Annotated in this window: 21 protein-coding genes; 4 read left to right on the top strand and 17 right to left on the bottom strand. The window is 70.7% G+C overall.

Annotated features, from left to right (window positions below):
* The 15 genes from ACWEFL_RS32400 to ACWEFL_RS32330 all read right to left on the bottom strand — a co-directional run.
* Positions 1-176 (bottom strand): flavodoxin-dependent (E)-4-hydroxy-3-methylbut-2-enyl-diphosphate synthase (locus tag ACWEFL_RS32400; protein ID WP_451719669.1); only part of this gene is annotated, 176 nt, incomplete at its 3' end.
* Between the two features lie 4 nt (positions 177-180).
* A complete protein-coding gene (hpnH, locus tag ACWEFL_RS32395) occupies positions 181-1203 on the bottom strand; it encodes an adenosyl-hopene transferase HpnH (RefSeq protein WP_451719642.1) in 1023 nt (340 codons plus the stop codon).
* Positions 1204-1208: 5 nt separating this feature from the next.
* Positions 1209-1862 carry a phosphorylase family protein gene (locus tag ACWEFL_RS32390; RefSeq protein ID WP_451719639.1) on the bottom strand — a complete coding sequence of 218 codons (654 nt, stop codon included), beginning with the start codon at positions 1860-1862 and terminating at the stop codon, positions 1209-1211.
* Complete coding sequence (shc, locus tag ACWEFL_RS32385; protein WP_451719637.1) at positions 1862-3886, bottom strand: squalene--hopene cyclase; 2025 nt, start codon at positions 3884-3886, stop codon at positions 1862-1864. The genes ACWEFL_RS32390 and shc overlap by 1 nt, the downstream gene beginning before the upstream one ends.
* Before the next feature lie 181 nt (positions 3887-4067).
* Positions 4068-5135 carry a polyprenyl synthetase family protein gene (locus tag ACWEFL_RS32380; protein WP_451719666.1) on the bottom strand — a complete coding sequence of 356 codons (1068 nt, stop codon included), beginning with the start codon at positions 5133-5135 and terminating at the stop codon, positions 4068-4070.
* 65 nt (positions 5136-5200) lie between these two features.
* A complete protein-coding gene (gene hpnE, locus ACWEFL_RS32375) occupies positions 5201-6586 on the bottom strand; it encodes a hydroxysqualene dehydroxylase HpnE (RefSeq protein WP_451719634.1) in 1386 nt (461 codons plus the stop codon).
* A 112-nt stretch (positions 6587-6698) separates the two neighbouring features.
* Positions 6699-7637 (bottom strand): presqualene diphosphate synthase HpnD, encoded by a 939-nt coding sequence (gene hpnD / locus ACWEFL_RS32370; protein ID WP_451719631.1) that lies wholly within the window; start codon positions 7635-7637, stop codon positions 6699-6701.
* Between the two features lie 8 nt (positions 7638-7645).
* Positions 7646-8632 (bottom strand): squalene synthase HpnC, encoded by a 987-nt coding sequence (hpnC, locus tag ACWEFL_RS32365; RefSeq protein ID WP_451719628.1) that lies wholly within the window; start codon positions 8630-8632, stop codon positions 7646-7648.
* A gap of 463 nt (positions 8633-9095) precedes the next feature.
* A complete protein-coding gene (locus ACWEFL_RS32360) occupies positions 9096-9887 on the bottom strand; it encodes an ABC transporter ATP-binding protein (RefSeq protein WP_451719626.1) in 792 nt (263 codons plus the stop codon).
* Positions 9880-10809 carry an ABC transporter permease gene (locus ACWEFL_RS32355; protein ID WP_451719623.1) on the bottom strand — a complete coding sequence of 310 codons (930 nt, stop codon included), beginning with the start codon at positions 10807-10809 and terminating at the stop codon, positions 9880-9882. The genes ACWEFL_RS32360 and ACWEFL_RS32355 overlap by 8 nt, the downstream gene beginning before the upstream one ends.
* Positions 10810-10910: 101 nt before the next feature.
* Complete coding sequence (locus ACWEFL_RS32350) at positions 10911-11756, bottom strand: glycosyltransferase family 2 protein (protein WP_451719663.1); 846 nt, start codon at positions 11754-11756, stop codon at positions 10911-10913.
* Between the two features lie 35 nt (positions 11757-11791).
* A complete protein-coding gene (locus ACWEFL_RS32345) occupies positions 11792-12571 on the bottom strand; it encodes a CDP-alcohol phosphatidyltransferase family protein (protein WP_451719620.1) in 780 nt (259 codons plus the stop codon).
* Complete coding sequence (locus ACWEFL_RS32340; RefSeq protein WP_451719617.1) at positions 12549-13610, bottom strand: iron-containing alcohol dehydrogenase family protein; 1062 nt, start codon at positions 13608-13610, stop codon at positions 12549-12551. Before ACWEFL_RS32340 ends, ACWEFL_RS32345 begins: the two co-directional genes overlap by 23 nt.
* Complete coding sequence (locus tag ACWEFL_RS32335; RefSeq protein ID WP_451719614.1) at positions 13598-14335, bottom strand: phosphocholine cytidylyltransferase family protein; 738 nt, start codon at positions 14333-14335, stop codon at positions 13598-13600. The genes ACWEFL_RS32340 and ACWEFL_RS32335 overlap by 13 nt, the downstream gene beginning before the upstream one ends.
* Entirely contained in the window at positions 14332-16215 is a 1884-nt protein-coding gene (locus ACWEFL_RS32330) for a DUF5941 domain-containing protein (RefSeq protein ID WP_451719660.1), read from the bottom strand. The genes ACWEFL_RS32335 and ACWEFL_RS32330 overlap by 4 nt, the downstream gene beginning before the upstream one ends.
* Before the next feature lie 225 nt (positions 16216-16440).
* Here ACWEFL_RS32330 and galE point away from each other — a divergent pair, with 225 nt between their 5' ends.
* The 3 genes from galE to idi all read left to right on the top strand — a co-directional run bounded on the left by galE (position 16441) and on the right by idi (position 19860).
* Complete coding sequence (galE, locus tag ACWEFL_RS32325) at positions 16441-17424, top strand: UDP-glucose 4-epimerase GalE (RefSeq protein WP_451719611.1); 984 nt, start codon at positions 16441-16443, stop codon at positions 17422-17424.
* Positions 17425-18059: 635 nt separating this feature from the next.
* On the top strand, positions 18060-19013 hold the full coding sequence (locus tag ACWEFL_RS32320; protein ID WP_451719609.1) for a cation diffusion facilitator family transporter: 954 nt from the start codon (positions 18060-18062) through the stop codon (positions 19011-19013).
* A 253-nt stretch (positions 19014-19266) separates the two neighbouring features.
* Positions 19267-19860, top strand: a complete 594-nt coding sequence (gene idi / locus ACWEFL_RS32315; protein ID WP_451719606.1) for an isopentenyl-diphosphate Delta-isomerase — start codon at positions 19267-19269, stop codon at positions 19858-19860.
* On the opposite strand, the gene ACWEFL_RS32310 is transcribed toward idi, so the two are convergent.
* Entirely contained in the window at positions 19826-20380 is a 555-nt protein-coding gene (locus tag ACWEFL_RS32310) for an ATP-binding protein (RefSeq protein WP_451719603.1), read from the bottom strand. The genes idi and ACWEFL_RS32310 overlap by 35 nt on opposite strands.
* Positions 20381-20661: 281 nt before the next feature.
* Positions 20662-21228, bottom strand: a complete 567-nt coding sequence (locus tag ACWEFL_RS32305) for an HdeD family acid-resistance protein (protein WP_451719657.1) — start codon at positions 21226-21228, stop codon at positions 20662-20664.
* Positions 21229-21295: 67 nt separating this feature from the next.
* On the opposite strand from ACWEFL_RS32305, the gene ACWEFL_RS32300 reads away from it, so the two are divergent.
* A complete protein-coding gene (locus ACWEFL_RS32300) occupies positions 21296-22072 on the top strand; it encodes an enoyl-CoA hydratase/isomerase family protein (RefSeq protein WP_451719600.1) in 777 nt (258 codons plus the stop codon).
* Positions 22073-22238: the final 166 nt, after the last annotated feature.

Genomic DNA, 22238 nt, shown 5'->3' with positions numbered 1-22238 from the left:
TGCAACGTCGCCCCCACATCGGACGTACGCGTCGTCGTCATCGACTGCACCGACACCGGCGCATCCCCACCCACAGCCACCGACCCGACCTGGATGCGCCGCGAGGGGCGGCGCATCGCGAGCGGCCGGGGCGGCGGCACGGGGAGACCCAGTGAAACCGGCTCTCCGACCCCCATCACGTCACCCTCGGTTTCCTGAGACGGTCTCACGGGCCGCCCTGATGGACTCCTTGAGAGATCCCATCGTGGCGAGGACGGCGGTGGGCTCGTAGCCGCAGTGCGCCATGCAGTTGGCGCAGCGCGGGTCCTTGCCGCGGCCGTACTTGCTCCAGTCCGTCTTCTCGATGAGCTCACGGTAGGTGGGCACGTATCCGTCGCTCATCAGATAGCAGGGGCGCTGCCATCCGAACAGGGAGTAGTTCGGGATCGCCCACGCGGTGCAGGGGAAGTCCGCCTTGCCCTCCAGGAAGTCGAGGAAGAGCGGGGAGTGGTTGAGCCGCCAGCGTCGCCGGTTGCCTCCGGCGAAGGACTTCTTGAACAGTTCACGGGTCTGTTCCACGCCGAGGAAGTGCTCCTGGTCGGGCGCCTTCTCATAGGCGTACGCGGGCGAGATCATCATCTCGTCCACCTTGAGGTCGTCGTTGAGGTAGTTCAGCACCTCGATGACGGTCTGCGGGGTGTCCGTGTTGAAGAAGGTCGAGTTGGTGGTGACCCGGAAGCCACGGCTCTTGGCCTCCTTGATCGCCGCCACGGCCTCGTCGAACACGCCCTCCTTGGCGACCGACTCGTCGTGCCGCTCCCGCAGTCCGTCGATGTGCACGGCGAAGGCGAAGTACGGGGAGGGGGTGAATTTCTCGATCTTCTTGCGGAGCAGCACGGCGTTGGTGCAGAGGAAGACGTATTTCTTCCTGGCCACCAACTGCCTGACGATTTCGTCGATCTGAGGGTGCATCAGCGGCTCGCCGCCGGCGATGGAGACCATCGGGGCACCGGACTCCAGCACCGCCCCGACGGCTTGTGCGACCGGCATCCGCTGCTTCAGCACCCCGGCCGGGTGCTGGATCTTCCCGCAGCCCTCGCATGCGAGATTGCAGGCGTAGAGGGGTTCCAGCTCGACGATGAGCGGGAATTTCTCGCGCCTGCGCAGCTTCTGTTCGAAGAGGTAGGTCCCGACCCGGATGGTCTGACGGAGCGGCATGGCCATCTAGCTCACCTCCTGGGGAGCAGCAAAGAACGGTGCCATTCATGGAAAGCGGGAAGTACGGCACGAAGAACGCGGAAAGCCGATATTCCACCGCGCACCGTGCCGATACGGACCAGTTCATGCTCTGGAGCGTCCACGACCACCCGTACGGCCGCAACCGGACGGGGTCCGGTCTCCAGCGCGCAGCGGAGGGTGACGGCGGATTCCATGTCGACCGCGATCGCCCCGGTGGCGCGCAGTTCGGCCCGCTCGGGGCCGCGGACGACATGGTCCGAGCCGGTCAGCGGACCGGTGTGCACGGTACGGCCGGGCACGGCCCGTGAGACGGCTTCGGCCAGCAGTTCCGTGTCCGTGCAGCGGGTGGATCCGCCGCCCAGCCGGGTCTCCCCGGCGATCACCAGATCGCCCGGGTGCATGCCGGGTGCGAGTCCGGCGCAGAAGCCCGACGCGACGACCGTCGCGTGGCGCAACGGTTCGCCCCGCAGCGCATCCCGTACGGCGCGCTCCGCGTTCCGCGGGCCCATGCCGGTGCGAAGCACGGTCACGGGGCCGTGCGCCGCGCTCCGGTCGCCGCCGCGCAGGGCCAGCTTCTCGATGCCGAGCGCACAGGCGATCAGGAGCGGTGCGGTGGGGACCGGAGGCCCCGAGGAGGCGTCCATCAGCTCCCCTTGCCGCTGCGGCCGATGGAGGGTTCCCCGTACACGTAGCGGCCGAGCGCGGTGAGGGGGAAGACCTGTCGGTAGAGGTGGTAGTTGATGGAGAAGTCCCAGGGGAAGCCGGTCCCGGTGAAGTAGGGCTCGTCCCAGGAGCCGTCCGCGCGCTGGGTCTCGGCCAGCCAGGCGACGCCTCGCTCGACCGCCTTGTTCTCCCGCTCCCCCGCCGCGAGCAGGGCGATCAGGGCCCAGCCGGTCTGCGACGCGGTGGACGCGCCGTGCCCGATCCAGTCGTCCTGGTCGTACGAGCGCAGATCCTCGCCCCAGCCGCCGTCCGCGTTCTGCACGGATTCGAGCCAGCGGACCGCGCGGCGGATCGCGGGGTGGGTGGCGGGGATCCCCGCGGCGGTCAGGGCGGGGAGCACCGAGCCCGTGCCGTAGATGTAGTTGACGCCCCAGCGTCCGAACCAGGCGCCGTTCGGCTCCTGTTCGGCGAGCAGCCACTCGATGCCGCGCCGGGTGCCGACGTGATGGGCCCGGCCCTCGTGGGCGAGCATCTCGACGACGTGCGCGGTGACATCCGACGACGGCGGGTCCACGACCTTGCCGAAGTCGCAGAACGGCAGCCGGTTGGGGAACTTGCTGGTGTTGTCGGCGTCGAAGGCGGCCCAGGCCCCGTTCCCGGACTGCATGCCCAGCGTCCAGCGTCCGGCCCGTGCGACGGCGGCGTCCACACGCGACGGATCGGGGTGCCTGACCCTGCGCAGGGCGAGGATGACCTCGGCGGTGTCGTCGATGTCGGGGTAGTTGTCGTTGTGGAACTCGAACGCCCAGCCGCCGGGGGCGAGACGGGGCCTGCGCACGGCCCAGTCGCCGGGTCGTACGATCTCCTCCCCGAGCATCCAGTCGGCGGCCCTGACCAGCGCCGGATGGTCGGCGGGGAGGCCCGCGTCGGCGAGCGCGATGGTGGTGAGACAGGTGTCCCAGACGGGTGACTGGCATGCCTCGATCATCCGGACGGGGGTGCCGGCCGGACCGTCGTCGCGCCAGACCGCGAACCGGTCCAGGGACTCCAGACCGGCCCGCATCACGGGGTGATCGAGGTCGTAGCCGAGCAGGTGCAGCGCGATGATCGAGTACACGGCGGGCGGCTGGATGCCACCCCAGCAGCCGTCGTTCTCCTGGCGCTCGACGATCCAGCGCGCGGCCGAGTTCATCGCGGCCTCGCGCACCTTGCGCGGTGCGACGCGGTGGTAGAGGTGGAGCGCCTTGTCCGCGCGCTGGAAGAAGCCGTCCCAGCTGGCGGCGGGCGCGGTCGGCCGGGGCGGGTTCGGGTTGCGGGGGTCGGTGTGCAGTTCGTCCAGGGTGAACGGCGCGGGTCGTACGGGCCGCTTCGCGGAGACGACGGTGAGCGGCACGATGGTCTGCCTGGCCCAGCAGCCGAAGTCGTAGATGTTCAGCGGGAACCACTTGGGCAGGAAGATCATCTCGGGCGGGAGTTCGGGGAGGTCGTCCCACTTCCACCAGCCGAAGAGCGCGAGCCAGATCCTGGTGAAGACCCGGCTCGCCGCGATACCGCCCCGCTCCCTGACCCAGGCGGAGGCCCGGACCATATGCGGATCGTCGGGGCGGTCGCCGGCCAGCCGGAGGGCGACATACGCCTCGACCGTCGCGGAGAGGTCGCCCGGTCCGTCGTAGAAGGTGGCCCAGGGGCCGTCGTCGCTCTGCTCGCCCCTGATGAAGCGGGCCGCGGCGTCGGTGGTACGGGGGTCGCTGATGCCGAGGAACTGGCGGAGCAGCAGATCCTCGGCGTCCATCGTCACATTGGTCTCGAGGTCGCCCTTCCACCAGCCCTGGGCGTCCTGTCTGGCGAGCAGATACTCCACGGAGCGTTCCGCGGCCCGCCGCGCGATCGCCGGTGGATCGCTCGCGGAGGTGCTTCTCGGTGTCGGTTGGATGAATGTTGTCTCACTGGCCGCGGCGGTGCGGGCCCTGACGGGCCCGCTGCTTCCGTCGGTCGTCGCTGTCATGGCTTCCCCTTTGGTGCAGGTGGACGTGCTCTGCTGTGCTGGGGTCTCCGTCGACTGGTGAAACGGTTATCCGGTCACCAGTCGGCGACTGCGATGCGTATCGAGGACGCGATAGCGATCATCTCTTCCATAGGGGTCCCGCTGTCGGCGGCGGGACGGGCAGGGGAACTTCCGGGGAGGGTCATCTCTTCCGTACGACGACGAAATCGGCGAGCGCGACCAGCTGCGCCCGGACCCGCTCCGGCATATCGATGCCGTTCAGGGCATCGACGGCGATGGTGTGCTGACGGCGGGCCTCCTGGGAGGTCCACTCCCGGCCGCCCGCCTGTTCGATGAGTGCCGCCCTCGCGGCGAACTCCTCCTCGGAGAAACTGTCGAAGTCGGTGCTCTTCGCGTCGGCGGCGAGCAGTTCCCCGAGGCGTCGGGAGGCCGGTCCGCCCGCGGCGAGCGCGGCGACGACCGGAAGGGACTTCTTGCGCTGACGCAGATCGCTCCAGGTCTGCTTGCCGGTGGCCCCGGGGTCGCCCCAGATGCCGAGGAGATCGTCCACGGCCTGGAAGGCGAGCCCGAGGTGGTAGCCGTACTTCTCCAGCGTGTCGGCCACGCGGTCGTCGGCTCCGCCGAGGACCGCGCCGATGGAGACGGCACAGGCCAGCAGTGCGCCGGTCTTGTTGCCCTCCATCTCCAGGCACTCCTCGACGGTGACCCGCTCACGGTGCTCGTAGGCGATGTCCTGGGCCTGGCCGTCGATGAGCTTGCGGCTCGCCGTGGTCAGCCTCCGCGTGGCGCGCCCGGCCTCCACGGTGCCCAGTTCCAGCAGGACTTCGCTGGCCAGCGCGAAGAGCGCGTCGCCGACGAGAATCGCCTGGGCGGGGCCGTGGACCTTCCAGACGGTGTCGCGGTGGCGGCGCTGCTCGTCGCCGTCCATCAGATCGTCGTGCAGAAGCGAGAAGTTGTGGACCAGTTCCACCGCGACCGCGCCGGGGATCCCGGCCTCGGGACCGGCTCCCGCCGCCTCGGCGGACAGCAGCGCGAGCGCGGGGCGCACGGCCTTGCCGCCGTCGCCGTCGGCGGGCCGGCCCTCGGCGTCGATCCAGCCGAAATGGTAGGCGGCGACGGTGTTCATGGGAGGAGCGAGGCGGTCGACGGCGGCACGGAGCACCGGTGTCGACAGGGTCCGCCCGCGCTCCAGCAGCGCGGTGATGTCCACGCTGTTGGCGATGTCGTCTGCCGGTTTCGCCGAAGGCACAGTCGGCACGGTCTCTCCCATTTTTTCGATTGCTCCGATTGCTCCGGTTACTCCGGTACTGAGGCTCACGCCGCCTCCTTGAGCGGATGTTCATGGGGGCGTCCGAGGGCGGAGAGCGCGGCGCCCGCGGCGGTGAAGCCGCTGCGTACGGCGCCCTCCATGGTGGCGGGCCAGCCGGTGGCGGTCCATGCGCCGGCGAGATACAGGCCGGGCGCGCGGGTGCGCGCGCCGGGACGCAGCCTGCCGACGCCCGGAGCGGGCGCGAAGGTGGCCGTGCGCTCGCGGGTGACGAAGAAGTCGCGTACCCGGGCGTCGCGGACAGGAGGCAACAGCCGCTCCAGCTCGGGCAGATACCGCTCGCGCAGTTCGGCGACGGGTGCGTCGATCTCCTGCTGGGCGGCGGACTGGGAGAGGGCCAGATACTGGCCGTCCTTGAGCCCGGACGCCTCCGTACGGTCGAAGACCCACTGGACCGGGGAGCCGAGCGCGGCGAAGAAGGGCCGGCGCAGCACCTTGCGGTCGAGGACGACGTGCATGTTGAGGATCGGGGCGGTGCCGATCTCCAGGAGCCGGTCGGGAGCGTCGAGCGCTCCTTCCGGCAGGAGGGAGTGGGTCTCCCGCTGGGCGGTGGCGAGGACGACGGTGTCCGCCCGGAGCAGTTCGCGGTCCGTCTCGACGTGCCAGTCTCCGTGCTCCGCGCGGGAGACGGTCCGTACGCGGGAGGAGACCTCGATCCGCACGCCCGCGGAGTCGAGGGCCTTCCGGGCGAGGGTGTCGTGGAGTTCGCCGAGCGGAACACGGGCCCAGCCGATGTCCGCGGCTCCCGGGGAGGAGAGCAGCCCGGTCTTGAAGACCATGGCGGCGAGCCCCGTGGACGCGTTGGGCGCGGTGGCGTTCAGGGTCGCCACGCCGACGAGGTCCCAGAGGGCCTCGATGGCGCGTCCCGACTGGCCGTGGCGGCCGAGCCAGGTCGCGAAGTCGATGCCGTCGAGTGCCGGATCGGCGGGGTCCAGTCCGCCGAGCGCGAGGGCGGCGCGCCCCACGGACGCGCGCTCGGCGAGGGAGAGATGCGGATAGCCGGCGAGGCTGGCGGCGAGATGGAGGGGTACGGGCAGGGCCGTGCGACGGAGCCGCCCGAGGCGGGCCCGGCCGGGCCGGGCGACATCGAGTACGGGAACGTCCAGCCGGTCCTGCACCGGGGCGAGGTGCGCCCCGCCGATCCGCTCCAGGAACCACCGGTAGGCGGTGCAGCAGCGCAGATACACGTGCTGGCCGTTGTCGACGGTGAGGCCGCCGCGCTGGAAGGAGAAGGCGAGGCCGCCCAGTCGCGGGCGGCCTTCGACGAGCGTGACGCCGACTCCGGCGTCGGCGAGCTGGAGTGCCGTGGTGACGCCGGCGAGGCCGCCGCCGACCACGACCGCGTGCCTGGACCGCATACCGTCGTCCGTCATGCGACCTCCCCTCGGGCCGTCGGGTTCTGGGACGCCGTGTCAGGACGAACGGTTGCGCGCCCGTCATTTGTGTACGGATGGTGCATCGGTCGCACGGTGTGCGCTCGGGTCATCAGGCACGCCCCCTGAGTGTCTGCCGGGTGATGTGCCGGGCGTCGAGACCGGAGAGACCGCGGACCGCGACGTACGCCTTCTCCCTGCCGGGCAGGGAGACCCGGCCGCGCAGCACCGCCTCGGGGTCGCGTTCGATGCGGTCGAGCAGCCGTCGGTAGATGCCGGCCATGGCGGCGACGCACGCTCCGCTGCGGCGGTCGAGCATGGGCAGCAGCCGGTATCCCTCGGCGAAGAGGGCGCGGGCGCGCCGCACTTCGAAGTGGACGAGCCCGGCGAAGTCGGAGCCGCGCGGCGGGGTCGTGGTGTGGAAGCCCTCGGAGCAGCCGAACTTGGCGAGGTCGTCGGCGGGCAGATAGGTGCGCCCGTTGGCCGCGTCCTCACGAACGTCCCTGAGAATGTTGGTGAGTTGCAGGGCGAGGCCGAGGGTGTCGGCGTACTCGGCGGCGCGTTCGGTGCCGCCGGCTCCGTCGTGGGTGCCGAACACGCCGAGCGAGAGCCGCCCGATCGCGCCCGCGACGCACCGGCAGTACGCCTTGAGGTCGTCCCAGGTCTCGTAGGTCTCGCCGCGGACGTCCATCAGGACGCCGTCGATGAGTTCGTCGAGTCCGTCGAGCGGGATCGGGAAGCGGTGTGCCGCGTCGGCGAGTGCCACGGCGACGGGGTCGGTGTCGTCCTCGGCGACGGCGCCCCCGCGGACGCGCTCCAGCAGTTCGCGGGTCGCTTCCAGCCGTCCGCGCTTGGCGTCCGCGGTGAGCGTGCCGTCGCCGATGTCGTCGACCCGGCGGGAGAACGCGTACAGCGCGGACATGGCCTGCCGCTTCTCGGTGGGCAGCAGCCGGATGCCGTAGGCGAAGTTACGGGCCTGCCGGCCGGTGACGGCCTCGCAGTAGCTGTACGCGGCCTGCACCGGCGCCGATACGTTGCTCGGTCCCTCCATCGTCCGGCTCACACCTCTCTACGCGCTTTTCGCAAGACGGCCGCGGCTTCCCGCAGCAGGATCGCCTTGGCAGGTTTGGGTGGTCCGGGCAGTACGTCGTGTCCGGCGGCGGTGATCGCGGCGAGGGCGGCCCGCCCGCCGCCGACGAAACCGGCGAGCAGGAGCCGCAGTCTGCCGTGGACGCTGCCCACCAGCGGTGTGCCCTCGTCCAGCAGCAGGCGGGCGCGTTCTGCCTGGAAGGCGATCAGGGCGCGTACGGACGCGCCCGCGGTCGGGGCCGACAGATCGGCCTCGGTGACGTGGAATCGGCGCATGTCCTCGGCGGGCAGATAGATACGGTCGCGGGCGAGATCCTCGGTCACGTCCTGGAGATGCTCGATGATCTGGAGCGCGGTGCACACGGCGTCGGAGCGGCGCAGTCGCTCGGGAGTGGCGGTCCCGGTGACCTGGAGCACCAACTGTCCCACGGGGTTGGCGGACAGCTCGCAGTAGGCGGCGAGTTCTCCGTAAGTCTCGTAGCGCCGCACCAGCTGGTCCTGGCGGTTCGCCTCGATCAGGCCGAGGAAGGGGCCGGGGGTGAGCGCGCGGCGGCGCACCGTCGGTCCGAGCGCGCGCAGCAGCGGGTGCCGCGGCGGCCCGTCGCCGGAGGCGTCGAACACACGGCGCAGATCGGCCTCGAAGGCATCGAGCAGAGCGAGCCGGTCGGCCGGGGCGGCCGCGTTGGCCGGGTTGGCCGGGTCCGCTTGGGCCGCTGGATCCGTGGGAAGCAGCGGATCGACGCCGAGATAGCGGGCGTCCGCGCCGCCGGGCGCCAGATCGCCGTCGCCGATGTCGTCGACGAGGCGCGCGTACCCGTACAGGGCCATCAGATCGTCTCGCCAGGCACGCGGCAGGAAGAAGGGCGCCACGGGGAAGTTCTCGTGCGCCGCTTTGCCGAGGGTGGCGCGCGCGGGATCCGCCGGGGACGACGCGCGCTGCTGTCGGATGCCGGTCATGCGGGTCCGCCTGGCACGGGGACGGCAAAAGCCTCGCGGAGCTGGAGATTTTCGATCATTGCCGTCACATCTCCCGTTCTACACTGCCGATCCAATCCATCCTATTTCGGACACGCCGCCGGTGTTCCCGACTGCACGGGGACCGGCCTCCCGACCGGGCGGACGCCCGCCCATGGGGATATCGCCCCACATGCCGCGATTCGGCACCGCTACAGCTTACGTTGTACAACGCCCGCTGATACGTCAGGGTGTTCCGGTCATTACAAGAACATCGCATCGGTGGTCAACATTCCCTCCAGGGGCGGGTCTTGACGTCGGTTCGACGCCCCGGGCCCGTCGCCCGGTCATCACGCCCTCGTCCAGCAGGACGCGGCGAGGCCCCCGTCCGGATGCCACGGCGGGGGCCTTGATCGGGGCCGGATCGCTCTCGGACCCCGATCGTCACTGCGTGCCGGTCGCTGTGTTACTTGCGCGACTCTTCCTCGTACGCCTTGATGACCTGGTCGGTGGGGCCGTCCATCTGCAGGACGCCCTTCTCCAGCCAGAGGACGCGGTCGCAGGTCTCCTTGATGGAGCCCATGCTGTGACTGACCAGGAAGACCGTGCCCGCCTCCTTGCGCAGTTCGCGGATGCGCTGCTCGGAGCGGCGCTGGAACTTGCGGTCACCGGTGGCCAGCGCCTCGTCGATCATCAGGACATCGTGATCCTTGGCGGCCGCGATGGCGAATCTGAGCCGTGCGCCCATGCCCGAGGAGTAGGTGCGCATCGGCAGGGTGATGAAGTCGCCCTTCTCGTTGATGCCGGAGAAGTCGACGATGCCCTGATACCGCTCGCGGATCTCCTCGCGTGACATGCCCATCGCCAGGCCGCCGAGGATGACATTGCGTTCACCGGTCAGATCGCCCATCAGCGCGGCGTTCACACCGAGCAACGACGGCTGACCGTCCGTGTACACCTTGCCCTTCTCGGTGGGGAGCAGCCCGGCTATGGCACGCAGCAGTGTCGACTTGCCGGAGCCGTTGGTGCCGATCAGGCCGATCGCCTCGCCGCGGTACGCGGTGAAGCTGACGCCGCGCACGGCGTGCACCGTACGGACACCGCGCTCGTCCTCCTTGCCCCGGCGCCGCTTGAGGATCCGGCTGAGCGCCGCGGTGGCGCTGCCCTTGCCGCCGGCCGCGCCGCGCACTCGGTAGACGATGTGCACATCGTCGGCGATGACGGTGGGGGTCCGTCCGGGATTGATGTCCTCAGCCACGCCCGTACCGCTCCTCAGCCTTCCAGAAGTACACGAAGCCCAGAACGCCGAACAGGATCGCCCAGCCCAGGGCGAACGCCCAGACGTGCGGGGGCAGGTTCTCGGAGCCGTAACCGTCGATCAGCGCGAAGCGGATCAGGTCCATGTAGATCGCCGCCGGGTTCCACTGGAGCAGATCGGCGATCCACGCCGGTTTGCCCTCCAGCATCACCGGGATGGAGAACATCACGCCGGACGCGTACATCCAGGTCCGCATGATGAACGGCATCAGCTGCGCGAGGTCGGGGGTCTTGCTGCCCAGTCGCGCCATGATCAGCGCGAGGCCGGTGTTGAAGCCGAACTGCAGGGCGAGCGCGGGCGGGATCAGCAGCCAGGCGAGCGACGGGTAGCTGCCGAAGGAGACCGCGATGATCACCAGGACGACCATGGAGAACAGCAGCTGCTGGAGCTGCTGGAGCGCCAGGGAGATGGGCAGCGAGGCGCGCGGGAAGTGCAGGGCGCGCACCAGCCCGATGTTGCCGGAGATGGAACGGACGCCGGCCATCACCGAGCTCTGGGTGAAGGTGAAGACGAAGACGCCGGTCACGAGGAAGGGGATGAACGTGTCCTTGCTCATGCCCCTTCCCGAGTTCAGGATCAGCCCGAAGATCAGGTAGTACACGGCGGCGTTGAGCAGGGGGGTGACCACCTGCCACAGCTGGCCGAGTTTCGCCTGGCTGTACTGGGCCGTCAGCTTGGCCTGCGAGAACGCCAGGATGAAGTGGCGCCTGCCCCACAGCTGCCTGACGTACTGGACCAGCCCCGGCCTGGCGCCGCTGACCGCCAGACCGTACTTCGCGGCCAGCTGTGCCGGGGACAGTCCGTCGTCGGCGGACGGCCGTGCGGTCGTCGAGACCGCACCGTCTTGGGTTGTGTCACTCACAAGTGGAAACTTTCGTCTTCGAGATGCGCGGCGGTTGGGGCGCGGCTACGGGCTTCGCCGGATACCCGGTGTACGCCAGAAGCTCTCAGGGCCCAAGCTTGTCAGATCACAGGAGGGCGGCCCAGTCTGGTGAGCCGCCACACAGTACGCCACTTCATGGGGCGGCGCGGACCGCAGGGGGTCCGCCAGCCCTCCCGGAATCCTCCCAGCCATGCCTTCAGCGCGGGCGCGGAGGGACGCCGGGCGAGTGTGAGGAGCAGCCAGACGCCGAGATAGAGCGGCACCAGCGGCGCGGGCAGGTTGCGGCGCGCCAGCCAGACCCGGTTGCGGGCCACCAGGCGGTGGTAGAGCGCGTGCCGGGACGGCGGTGTCGTCGGGTGGAACAGCACCATGTCCGAGCGGTAGTCGATCATCCAGCCCGCGTCCAGCGCCCGCCAGGCGAGGTCCGTCTCCTCATGGGCGTAGAAGAAGGCGTCGGGCAGTCCCCCGACCTCGCTGAGGACCTTGGTGCGTACGGCGTTGGCGCCGCCGAGGAAGGTCGTCACCCGCGAGGAGCGCATCGGGTCGGAGGCGCGGAGCCGGGGCACATGACGGCGCTGGGTGACCCCGGTCACCGGGTCCGCGATCCGGAAGCTGACGATGCCCAGACGCGGATCGGAGGTGAACGCCTCGCGCACCAGTTCGGCCGTGTCGGTGCGGGGAAGGAGCCCGTCGTCGTCGAGGAAGAGCAGCGCGTCGACCTCGCCGCCGCCGGGACCGAACGCCTCGATGCCGACGTTCCGCCCGCCGGGGATGCCGAGGTTCTCCGGCAGATCGACGGTCCGTACGCCCTCCGGCACCCCGGTGACGGGCGCGCCGTTGCCGACGACGACGACCTCGATCGGGTCGCCGTCCTGCTGAGCGACCGAATCCAGCAGTGCGCGCAGATCGTCGGGGCGGTCGCCCATGGTGATGACGACCGCGCCGAGCTTGAGGCCGGCCGTCACTTGAGCCTGCTGGAGGCGAGGATGGACACCAGGTGCAGCAGCGTCTGGACGACGGCGATCCCGGCGAGGATCGCGATGCCGAGGCGGGTGAAGAACAGGTCGCCCTGGATCGCGTCGAGGATGGCGGCGGCCAGGATGAACAGGCTGGCCTCGATGCCGCCGACGAGCCGGTGGAACTTGAGAGCGGCGGCGGCCCGGCGGGCGAGCGCCAGTCCCGAGGACCGGGGCACGGACGCCTCGTCCTTGACGGCGGGCAGCCCGCTGCGCTGGCGGGCCACGTCGACGAGGTCGGTCTCGGCCTTGATCAGGATCGCGCCGAGGGCGGCGACCGTACCGAGGAACGCCCACAGCCACTCGGGACGTCCGGCGCCGAAGACGTCCGCGCCGCGGACGCCGAAGCCGACGAGGAGGGCGGCCTCGCAGAGGTAGTGGCCGATCCGGTCGAGATAGACGCCGGTGATCGAGGTCTGCTTCCGCCAGCGGGCGACCTCGCCGTCCACGCAGTCGAGCAGCAGATAGACCTGGAACAGCACGACCGCGAGGATCGCGCCGGTCAGCCCCGGAATCAGCAGTGCCGCGCCGCCCAGCACGCCCACCACGACCATGAGATAGGTCAGCTGGTTGGGCGTGATCCTGGTGTTCACCAGGTACGGGTCGACGCGCAGCGAGATCTCTCGCATGTACAGGCGGCCGGCCCAGTGCTCGCCGCTTCTCCGGTCCTTCACTCCCTCCGGGTGAACGACCGGGCGGAGTTCAGCTACGGATGGTCTTGGCATAGTCGGCGTACGCGTCCCTGATCTGATCGGTGGTGAGGTCAAGGTGCTCGAGAATGGTGAAGCGGCCGGGCCGGGTCTGCGGCGCGTACTCGACCGCCCGGACGAACTCGTCAGCGGTGAAGCCGATTTCATCGGGCAGCACGGGCAGTCCGTGCCGGCGCAGCGTGTCGGCGAAGAGCCCCGACTGTTCGGGGGCTCCGCGCAGATGCATGGCGAAGGCCGCGCCGAGGCCGACCTGTTCGCCGTGGCTGGCGGCGCGCTGCGGGTACAGCAGGTCGAAGGCGTGGCTGATCTCGTGGCATGCGCCCGACGACGGTCTGGTGTCCCCGCTGATCGACATCGCGATGCCGGTGAGGACGAGGGCCTCGGCGAGGACGGTGAGGAACGCGTCGTCGCCGACTCCCGCGGGGTGGCGCAGTACGGACTCCCCCGCCGTGCGGGCCATGGCGGCGGCGAGTCCGTCGACGGGTTCGCCGTTGACGCGGTGGGAGAGTTCCCAGTCCGCGATCGCCGAAAGGTTGGAGATCGTGTCGCCGATCCCGGAGCGGATGAACCGGGGCGGGGCGTCACGGATCACCGCGAGGTCGATGACCATGGCGATCGGCATCGGGAGCCCGTACGAGCCTCGGCCGTTGTCGTTGTCGAGCGTGGCGACCGGGGAGCAGATGCCGTCGTGGGCCAGGTTGGTGGCGACGGACACCATCGGCAGTCCGACACGGGCCGCCGCGTACTTCGCCACGTCGAGGATCTTGCCGCCGCCGAGACCGACGACGGCGTCGTACCGCTTGCCCTTGATGGAGTCGGCGAGCGCGACGGCCGCGTCGATCGTGCCGCCGTCGACCTCGTACCAGTCCGCGCCGGGCAGGGCCGGGCAGAGCCTGTCGCGCAGCGCCCGTCCGGAGCCGCCGCTGATGGCGACGGCGAGCTTGCCGGAGGTCGAGATGCGCTGGTCGGCGAGGATGGCCGCCAGATCGTCCAGCGCGCCCGGCCTGATGTCGACGACGACCGGCGACGGGATGAGCCGGGTCAGTACTGGCACGCGATCTCACGGCCCTTCGCGAGGTCGTCGTGGTTGTCGATCTCCACCCAGGTGACGTCCCCGATAGGGGCGACGTCCACGGTGAAGCCGCGGTTCACCAGCTCCTGGTAGCCGTCCTCGTAGTAGAGGTCGGGGTCGCGCTCGAAGGTCGTCTTCAGCGCGTCGGCCAGTTCGACGGCGGCCTCGGGCTCGATCAGGGTGACGCCGATGTACTCGCCGGTCGCGGTGGCGGGGTCCATCAGCTTGGTGATGCGGCGGACGCCCCTGCCGTCCTCGGTGATCACCTTCATCTCCTCGTCGGCGAGGTTCTTCACCGTGTCGAGGGCGAGGATGATCTTCCGGCCGTCGCCGCGGGCGTCGAGCAGGGTCCGCTCGACGGAGACGGGGTGGACGGTGTCGCCGTTGGCGAGGATGACGCCCTGCTTGAGCACGTCACGGGCGCACCACAGGGAGTACGCGTTGTTCCACTCCTCGGCCTTGTCGTTGTCGACGAGGGTGAGCTTGAGACCGTACCGGGCCTCCAGGGCCGCCTGGCGCTCGTACACGGCCTCCTTGCGGTAGCCGACGACGACGGCGGCCTCGGTGAGGCCGATCTCGGCGAAGTTGCCGAGAGTGAGGTCGAGGACGGTGCGTTCTCCGTCGACCGGCACGAGGGCCTTCGGAAGCGTGTCGGTGTAGGGGCGAAGACGCCGTCCGGCACCGGCTGCCAGTACGAGGCCGATCATGCGGGTTCTCCTTCGTCATGGACGGCTGGCGCGGCGGAGGACACCCAGAAGCGGATGCTCTCCACCAGCACAACCAGGGCGACGGCGACCGCGATCGCCGTCAGCGCGATGGTGAAGTCGGTGGGGGCGACCAGGGCGGCCAGCAGCGTGACCGCCAGGATCCGGCCCTCCTGCCCCCCGGTGGCACGCACCAGCCAGCGCGGCGGCGCGCCCGTGCCGCCGCGAATGCGGTACACCGTGTCGTAGTGATGGTAGGCGACGGCCGCCACCAGGCCGAAGGCCGCGGGCAGGGCACCGTTCACATCGGCGCGGACGGCGAGCGCCAGGACCGTGCCGTACTCGGCCGCCCGGAACACCGGCGGGACGAGCCAGTCCAGGGCGCCCTTCAGGGGGCGGGAGACGGCGAGGCCCGAGGTGACGACGTAGACGAGGGCCGCGACGACGGGCGCGTACGAGCCGTAGTCGCCGAACGCGGCGGCGGTGACCAGGGCCGCGCCGCCGAGGAGGGCGAGCAGGGGCGCGGCCGTCGCGGGCAGTCTCCGGGCCGGGCCGCGGGCCGCGCGGGCGACGGTCTCGGCGAGCGGGCCGGAGTCGGCGAGGTCGGCCAGCGCACGGGCCGCCCGGTCGGTCCGGCGGGCCTTGCGGGTCAGGGAGCGGAGCAGCCGTCCGGCGGTGGTGTAGCAGGCGGCGAACGAGCAGCCGATGAGGAGCGCGTAGAAGACGATCCGGGGGGTGGCGACGGCGGTGAGCACGGCGATCATCGCCCAGCGCTCGCCGATCGGGAGCACGATCATGCGCCGGACCCAGACCGTCCAGCCGACTCCGTCGAGCCGGTCGGAGAGCGCGGCGGTGGGGCTGGTGTTGGAGACGGCGTCGTGGTTGGCCTCGTTGAAGGAGAAGTCCACGACATGGCGGCAGGTCTGGAGGACCATCGCGCCCAGCGCCAGGGCCCAGACGTCGTCGCCTCCGCGGGCGGCTCCGAGTGCGAGGCCCGCGTAGTAGGCGTACTCCTTGGCGCGGTCGAAGGTGGCGTCGAGCCAGGCGCCCATCGTCGAGTACTGGAGGGAGTAACGGGCCAGCTGCCCGTCGGTGCAGTCCAGGACGAAGGAGAAGAGCAGGAGCGCTCCGGCGGCGATGAATCCGCCGCGGGTGCCGGTGGCCGCCGCCGCGGCGGCGATCAGCGCGGTGACCAGGGACGCGGTGGTGACCTGGTTCGGGGTGAGGCCGCGCCGCGCGCACCAGCGGGCGAGGTAGCGCGAGTAGGGGCTGATGCAGTACGTGGTGAAGAAGCCGTCGCGGGCCTTCACGGCGGACCGCAGCCGTACGGCCTCCTCGTCGACGGCCGCGACGGCCTGCCGGGCCTCGTTTCGGGCCTGGGGGTCGTCGGGCACGGTGGCGACGAGGGATCCCAGCTCGGGGCGGTGCACCTGCCGGCCTTCGGCGTCGAGCGCGTCGGCGAGCGCGTCCGGCAGGGAGGTGCGGGAGCGCCGGGGGGTTTGGACCGCGCCCTCTTCGGCGACGCCCACCGCCGCCGCGGAGGGCGCGCCGGCGGCCAGGGGGGTGCTTTCCGGCCGGACTCCTGCCGCGGCGTGGGGCAGGGTTCGCGCCAGCGCCGCCCGCGCTTCGGGCCGCGCGGTGAGCGCGCCGGGGATCGCGGCGACGGGGAAACGGGGGTCTGTCAGCGCCAGGCGCAGGGAGTGGACATGTCCGACGAAGCGCGCGTCGACGACGGCGACGCGATCGGCGGCCGGCACGGCGGCGAGCAGCGCGGAGGTCTCGTCCGGGCCGGCTGAGACCCGTACGTCGAAGCCCAGGGACCGCAGATCGCCCTCAAGCGACGATCCGGGCACGGGCGGACCGGTGAGGATGGCGGTCGACAGACGGACTCACTCCTTGGAACCGAGGGTGCGGATGCGCGACGGCTCGGCCCGGTGCACGGGCGGCGGCTCGTCGGCAGAGGCTATCGGATGTGTTCAGGCGGGAGTTCACTGGCTGTTCCGCCCCGCTCGACACGGCGGAGCCCCCGGAAGGGCCCGCCGGAGATCATCATCCTTGATGAGAGGCTCGGCCCACAAACCGCGCCCGGTGACCCTAGGCTGGCGGTCATGACTTGGCTGATCACAGGTGGAGCGGGGTACATCGGCGCGCACGTGGCGCGGGCCATGACAGAGGCGGGTGAGAGGGTCGTCGTCCTCGACGACATCTCGTCGGGGGTCGTCGAACGGCTTCCCCAGGATGTTCCGCTTGTACGGGGGACGGTCTTGGACCGCGATGTGCTGGACCGCACTTTCGCGGAGCACGGCGTCACGGGTGTGGTCCATCTCGCGGCGAAGAAGCAGGTCGGGCAGTCGGTCGAGCAGCCGCTGCACTACTACCGGGAGAATGTGCACGGGCTGACCGTGCTGCTGGAGGCGGTCGTCAAGGCCGGTGTGGAGCGATTCCTCTTCTCGTCGTCGGCGGCGGTGTACGGGGTTCCGGATCTGGAGACGATCCCCGAATCGGCCCCCTGTGTGCCGATCAATCCGTACGGCGAGACCAAACTGACCGGGGAGTGGCTGGTACGGGCGGCGGGTCGGGCGCACTCCATCTCGACGGCCTGTCTGCGTTACTTCAACGTGGCGGGCACGGCCCGTCCCGAACTGTCGGACACCGGGGTTTTCAACATCATCCCGATGTTCTTCGACCGGATCACGCGCGGTGAGGCCCCGCGGATCTTCGGCGACGACTATCCGACCCCGGACGGGACCTGTGTGCGCGACTACATCCATGTCGCGGATCTCGCCGACGCCCATCTCACCGTCGCCCGCAGGCTGGCCGGGCAGCGGGACGCGGGGGACCTCACGGTCAACATCGGCCGGGGTACGGGGGTCTCGGTGCGGGAACTCGCCGATCTGGTGAGTGAGGTCACGGGGTACGACGGCGAGCCGGTGATCGAGCCGCGCCGCCCCGGCGACGCCGCGAAGGCCGTCGCCTCGGTCGAGCTGATCGGCGAGGAGCTGGGCTGGACGGCCCGGCGCGGGGTGCGCGAGATGGTCGAGTCGGCGTGGGAGGGCTGGCGTCTGCGCCACCCGGAGGCCCACGGGCGGTGATCGCGTTCCCGGAGCCGGGGCCGGACGTCGTCCGGCCCCGGCTCCGGTGTTCCGGGGACGAGTCCGGGGCTCCCGCGCGGATCCGTTCCCCGAGCCCGCGGACGAACGGCTCCGCGGGCCGACGCGCCGACGGCAGCCCTCGGTCTCATGGACGGTACGGAGGCCGGACGGGCCGGCACGAGGGCCGGACGGGCAGACGGGCGGGCGGACCCGCAGACCGGCAGACCGGCAGACCGGCAGACCGGCGGACCGGCGGACCGGCACGAGGATCGAACAGGCACGGCCGGACCGGGCCGACACGAGGGCCGGACGGGCGGAGGTCGCGGGCGGTCCGGGCGGCCCGGACCGTTTCCGTATGGCTCCCCATGCCCCGGCCACCCGAATGGCTCCGCGCATCCGATCGGCTTCGAGCCCCTTCCCGGATGCTCCGAGCATCGGTCCGGTGGCCTTCCGGCGCTTCGGCACGGCAGGGCGCCCTCCGCCGGGCGGGCGATCTCCAAGCTTCTGACCTGCGACTCGTTTCCGCAGGTCAGGCAATATGACAACGGTGTTCAGTGCCGTGTTGCCTATACCCCCCACCCGTAGTTCACTGAGGTCTCGGTAGAGCGGATTCCGACGATCGGAAGGCACCTGTCATGGGGGTTGGGCACGACCACGGGCACGGCCACGGGCACTCACACGGGGGCCCGCCGCCGACCGGCACCGCCGCCGCCGCCTACAAGGGGCGGCTGCGGATCGCCCTGGCGATCACCTTGAGCGTGATGGTCCTGGAGATCGTCGGCGGTATCGTCACCGGCTCGCTCGCCCTGGTCGCGGACGCCGCCCACATGGCGACGGACGGCGTCGGTCTCGCGATGGCGCTCCTCGCCATCCACTTCGCGAACCGCCCGCCGAGCGCGAACCGCACCTTCGGTCTCGCGCGGGCCGAGATACTCGCGGCCCTCGCCAACTGTCTGCTGCTGCTGGGCGTCGGCGGCTATGTGCTGTTCGAGGCCGTACAGCGGTTCATCACCCCGGCCGAGACCAAGGGCGGGCTGACGATCGTCTTCGCCCTGATCGGCCTGGTCGCCAACATCATCTCCCTGAGCCTGCTGATGCGCGGCCAGAAGGACAGCCTCAATGTGCGCGGCGCCTATCTGGAGGTGCTGAACGACGCGCTCGGCTCGGTCGCCGTCATCATCTCGGCCGCGGTCATCCTCACCACCGGCTGGCAGGCGGCCGACCCGATCGCGTCCCTGGTCATCGGCCTGATGATCGTGCCGCGGACGGTGAAGCTGCTGCGCGAGACGTTGAACGTCCTGCTGGAGGCGGCCCCCAAGGACGTCGACATGGAGGAGGTCCGGGCGCACATAGTCGCACTGCCCGGAGTGGAGGACGTACACGATCTGCACGCCTGGACGATCACCTCCGGGATGCCGGTGCTCTCCGCGCATGTGGTGGTGAGCCGGGAGACCCTGAGATCGGCCGGGCACGAGAAGATGCTGCACGATCTTCAGGGGTGTCTCGGGGATCACTTCGACGTCGAGCACTGCACCTTCCAGCTGGAACCCGTCGGCCACGCGGAGCACGAAGCCCAGCTCTGTCACTGACCGGACCTGGCCCCCGGGGATCCCGCGTTCGGCCTCCTCGGGTCCGGCCCCGCACCGAGGATTTCCCCTGTGCGCAGTGGGGCACGATCGGGGGTGTCCGAGACCCTTCGGGGTCTGCCACGGATGCCGGTCGCGGTCCGGTGCCGGTCTCTCGGCGGGGACATGCCCGAGCCGCCGAAGTGAGGACAAGCCGCTTTTGTACGGCAGACTGGGCAGGCCCCTCAGGGCCGAGCACCGAATGCGAAGGATGGTTATGCCGACCTCTCCAGCCACCGCCCCGAACACCACGTCGAACGGCGCACCCCGAGCGATCCTGCTCGAACTGGTCGACGAGCACGGCAACACCATCGGCACGGCGGAGAAGCTCGCGGCCCACCAGGCGCCGGGGCAGCTGCACCGGGCGTTCTCCGTGTTCCTCTTCGACGAGGAGGGACGGCTGCTGATCCAGCGCCGCGCGCTCGGGAAGTACCACTCCCCCGGAGTCTGGTCGAACACCTGCTGCGGACACCCCTACCCCGGTGAGGCCCCCTTCGCGGCGGCCGCCCGGCGCACCTACGAGGAGCTGGGGGTCACGCCCTCGCTGCTGGCGGAGGCGGGCACGGTCCGCTACAACCACCCGGATCCGGACTCGGGCCTGGTGGAGCAGGAGTACAACCATCTCTTCGTCGGCATGGTCCAGGCCACCCTGCGCCCCGATCCGGACGAGGTCGGCGAGACGGCCTTCGTCTCCGCCGAGGAACTGGCGGAGCGGCACGCGTCCGCGCCCTTCTCGGCGTGGTTCATGACGGTACTGGACGCGGCACGCCCGGCCATCAGAGAGCTGACGGGCCCGACCGGCGGCTGGTGACCAGAGTCGGCGGCGGCATCGGTCCCGGCAGGGGCAGGGTGCCGCCGCCGCGCTGGTTCGGCGGCCCGGCCGACGGTCTGAGCGGCATCTCGGCCCAGATGACCTTTCCGCCGCTCGCGGTGTGCTCGACATCGCAGGATCCCCCGGCCTCCCGCGTGATCTCCCGTACGAGCAGCAGCCCCCGGCCTCCGGTCCGGCCGCAGTCCGTCTCCAGCGCCTTGGGGCGGTAGGGGTGGCCGTCCTCCACGGAGACCCGGATCCACTCGGCGGCGATGGCGACCTCGACGGCCACCTCGGGCGAGAGCACGGCCGCGTGCTTCACCGCGTTGGTGACCAGTTCGGAGACGATCAGCAACAGGCCCTGGACCGTGTCGTTCCGCCCCGGCACACCCTGCCGGCGCAGCAGATCGCGTACGGCGTGCCGCGCCTCGGGCACGGAGGCGTCGACCGTGGGTGCGGTGAACCGCCAGACGCTCTCGTACGCCGACGGCCGGGCCGGGACGCTCCCGCCGCTCTCCATAGTCCGGCACCCACCCTCGGCTCGACTTCCCCTGGCCATCGGGTGACAAGTCTTGACAGCGAGCCGGTCCGGACCGTGATCCTGAACAGAAGTCAGCATCAATCGACCTAGTTTGACCGCGTACGCGCGACCTCGTCGGTCGTACGACTGTGCCTGGTCCATTCCCCGGTCCAACCCGGTCCCCCGCCGGCCCCCTGCCGCCCCCTCGCCGCACCTGCGTGGGACCTTGTCGGACGGCCGGTGACGCCCCGAGACCCGGCCCGGCACCCTGGCCCGCCCGCTCAGTCAGGATCGACGACCATCCGCACGATGCGGCGTCCGCCCACACCGATGGCGATCAGCCCGAGGCCGTCGAAGAGCAGCGCCAGCGAGAAGAAGAGGCCCAGGACATAGCGGCTGCTCTCCGGCCAGTTGCCGAGCACCAGGATGCCCAGCAGGATTCCGATCGCTCCCTGGAGCAGGGTCCAGCCGAACTGCGGGCCCTTCACGACCAGGCTGCCCACCAGCCGGAAGAGGCCGCCGGTGAGGAAGAGCAGGGCGGCGAACAGCGTCAGCGCCTCCGCCGAGCCATGGGGATGGCGGATGACGACGATCCCGGCGGCGATGTTCAGCGCGGCGACCACCACGGCCAGCCAGAAGAAGTCGCTGCCGCGCGACTCGATCGCGTGCACCAGGCCGACCACGCCGCCGATCAGCAGCAGCCAGCCGAAGAGCAGCATCGAGGTGAGGGTCGCGACACCGGTGTAGACGAGACCGACGATTCCGGCGAGAACGAGAATCCCGCCGAGCACGGCCAGCAGGCCGAAACTGCGCTTGAGTCTTCTGGGCTCCTCGGTGGTACCGGGCATCGCCATTTACTCCTCCTCGCACCCCTTCTTGATCGTAAGTCCGTATGCGCCGGATAGCATCCGGCACATGGAGTCAGCCCACCCGGAGCCGCGGGTGACGCACACCGTCGCCGACGGCGTCGCCACCGTGGTCATCAGCAATCCCGCCAAGCGCAATGCCATGACCTCCGGCATGTGGCGCGCGATCCCGGAGCTGCTCGGACGGCTCGCCGGGGATCCGGCCGTCCGTGTGCTGGTGCTGACCGGCGACGGGCCGACCTTCTGCGCGGGCGCGGACATCTCCTCCCTGCGGACGCCGGACTCCGAAGAGTCCCCGCAGGCACTGGCCGTCCAGGCCGAGGAGGCGCTCGCCGCCTTTCCCAAGCCGACGCTCGCGGCGGTACGCGGCTACTGCGTCGGCGGCGGCTGTCAGCTGGCCGCCGCCTGTGATCTGCGGTTCGCCGAGGCCGATGCGCTGTTCGGGGTGACCCCGGCGAACCTCGGCATCGTCTATCCGGCCTCCTCGACCCGCCGGCTGGTCTCGCTGGTGGGGCCGTCGGCCGCCAAGTATCTGCTCTACTCGGGCGAACTCATCGACACGGAACGCGCCCTGCGCACCGGCCTGGTGGACGAGACGCTGCCCGTCGGCGCGCTGGGCAGGCGGGTCGCCGAGTTCACCCGGATCGTCGCGTCGAAGTCGCAGCTCACACAGGCCGCGGCGAAGGAGGCGGCGTCCGGCCGCACGGACCGGGACGGGTACTGGCGGGAGCGGGCGGCGGAACAGGCCCGCGAGGGCGGTGAGACCGTGGAGGGCGTCACCGCCTTCCTGGAACGGCGCGCGCCGCGTTTCACCTGGAGCGTCTGACACTCCGCCGCCACGACGGGACCTCATCGGCCCCGCCCCGCCGCTCGGTGACGAGGCGTGCCGGGCATCCCGGTCCCGGCCGGCCTCGCCGCCCGATCGGCGTCCGCCGCCGCTCCCCGGCTCCCCGTACGACGCGATTCCTCCTGGCCACGTACGGCGGCCTGCG

Source organism: Streptomyces sp. NPDC004838 (assembly GCF_053600955.1).
This window is presented reverse-complemented; position numbering and strand designations above follow the sequence as displayed.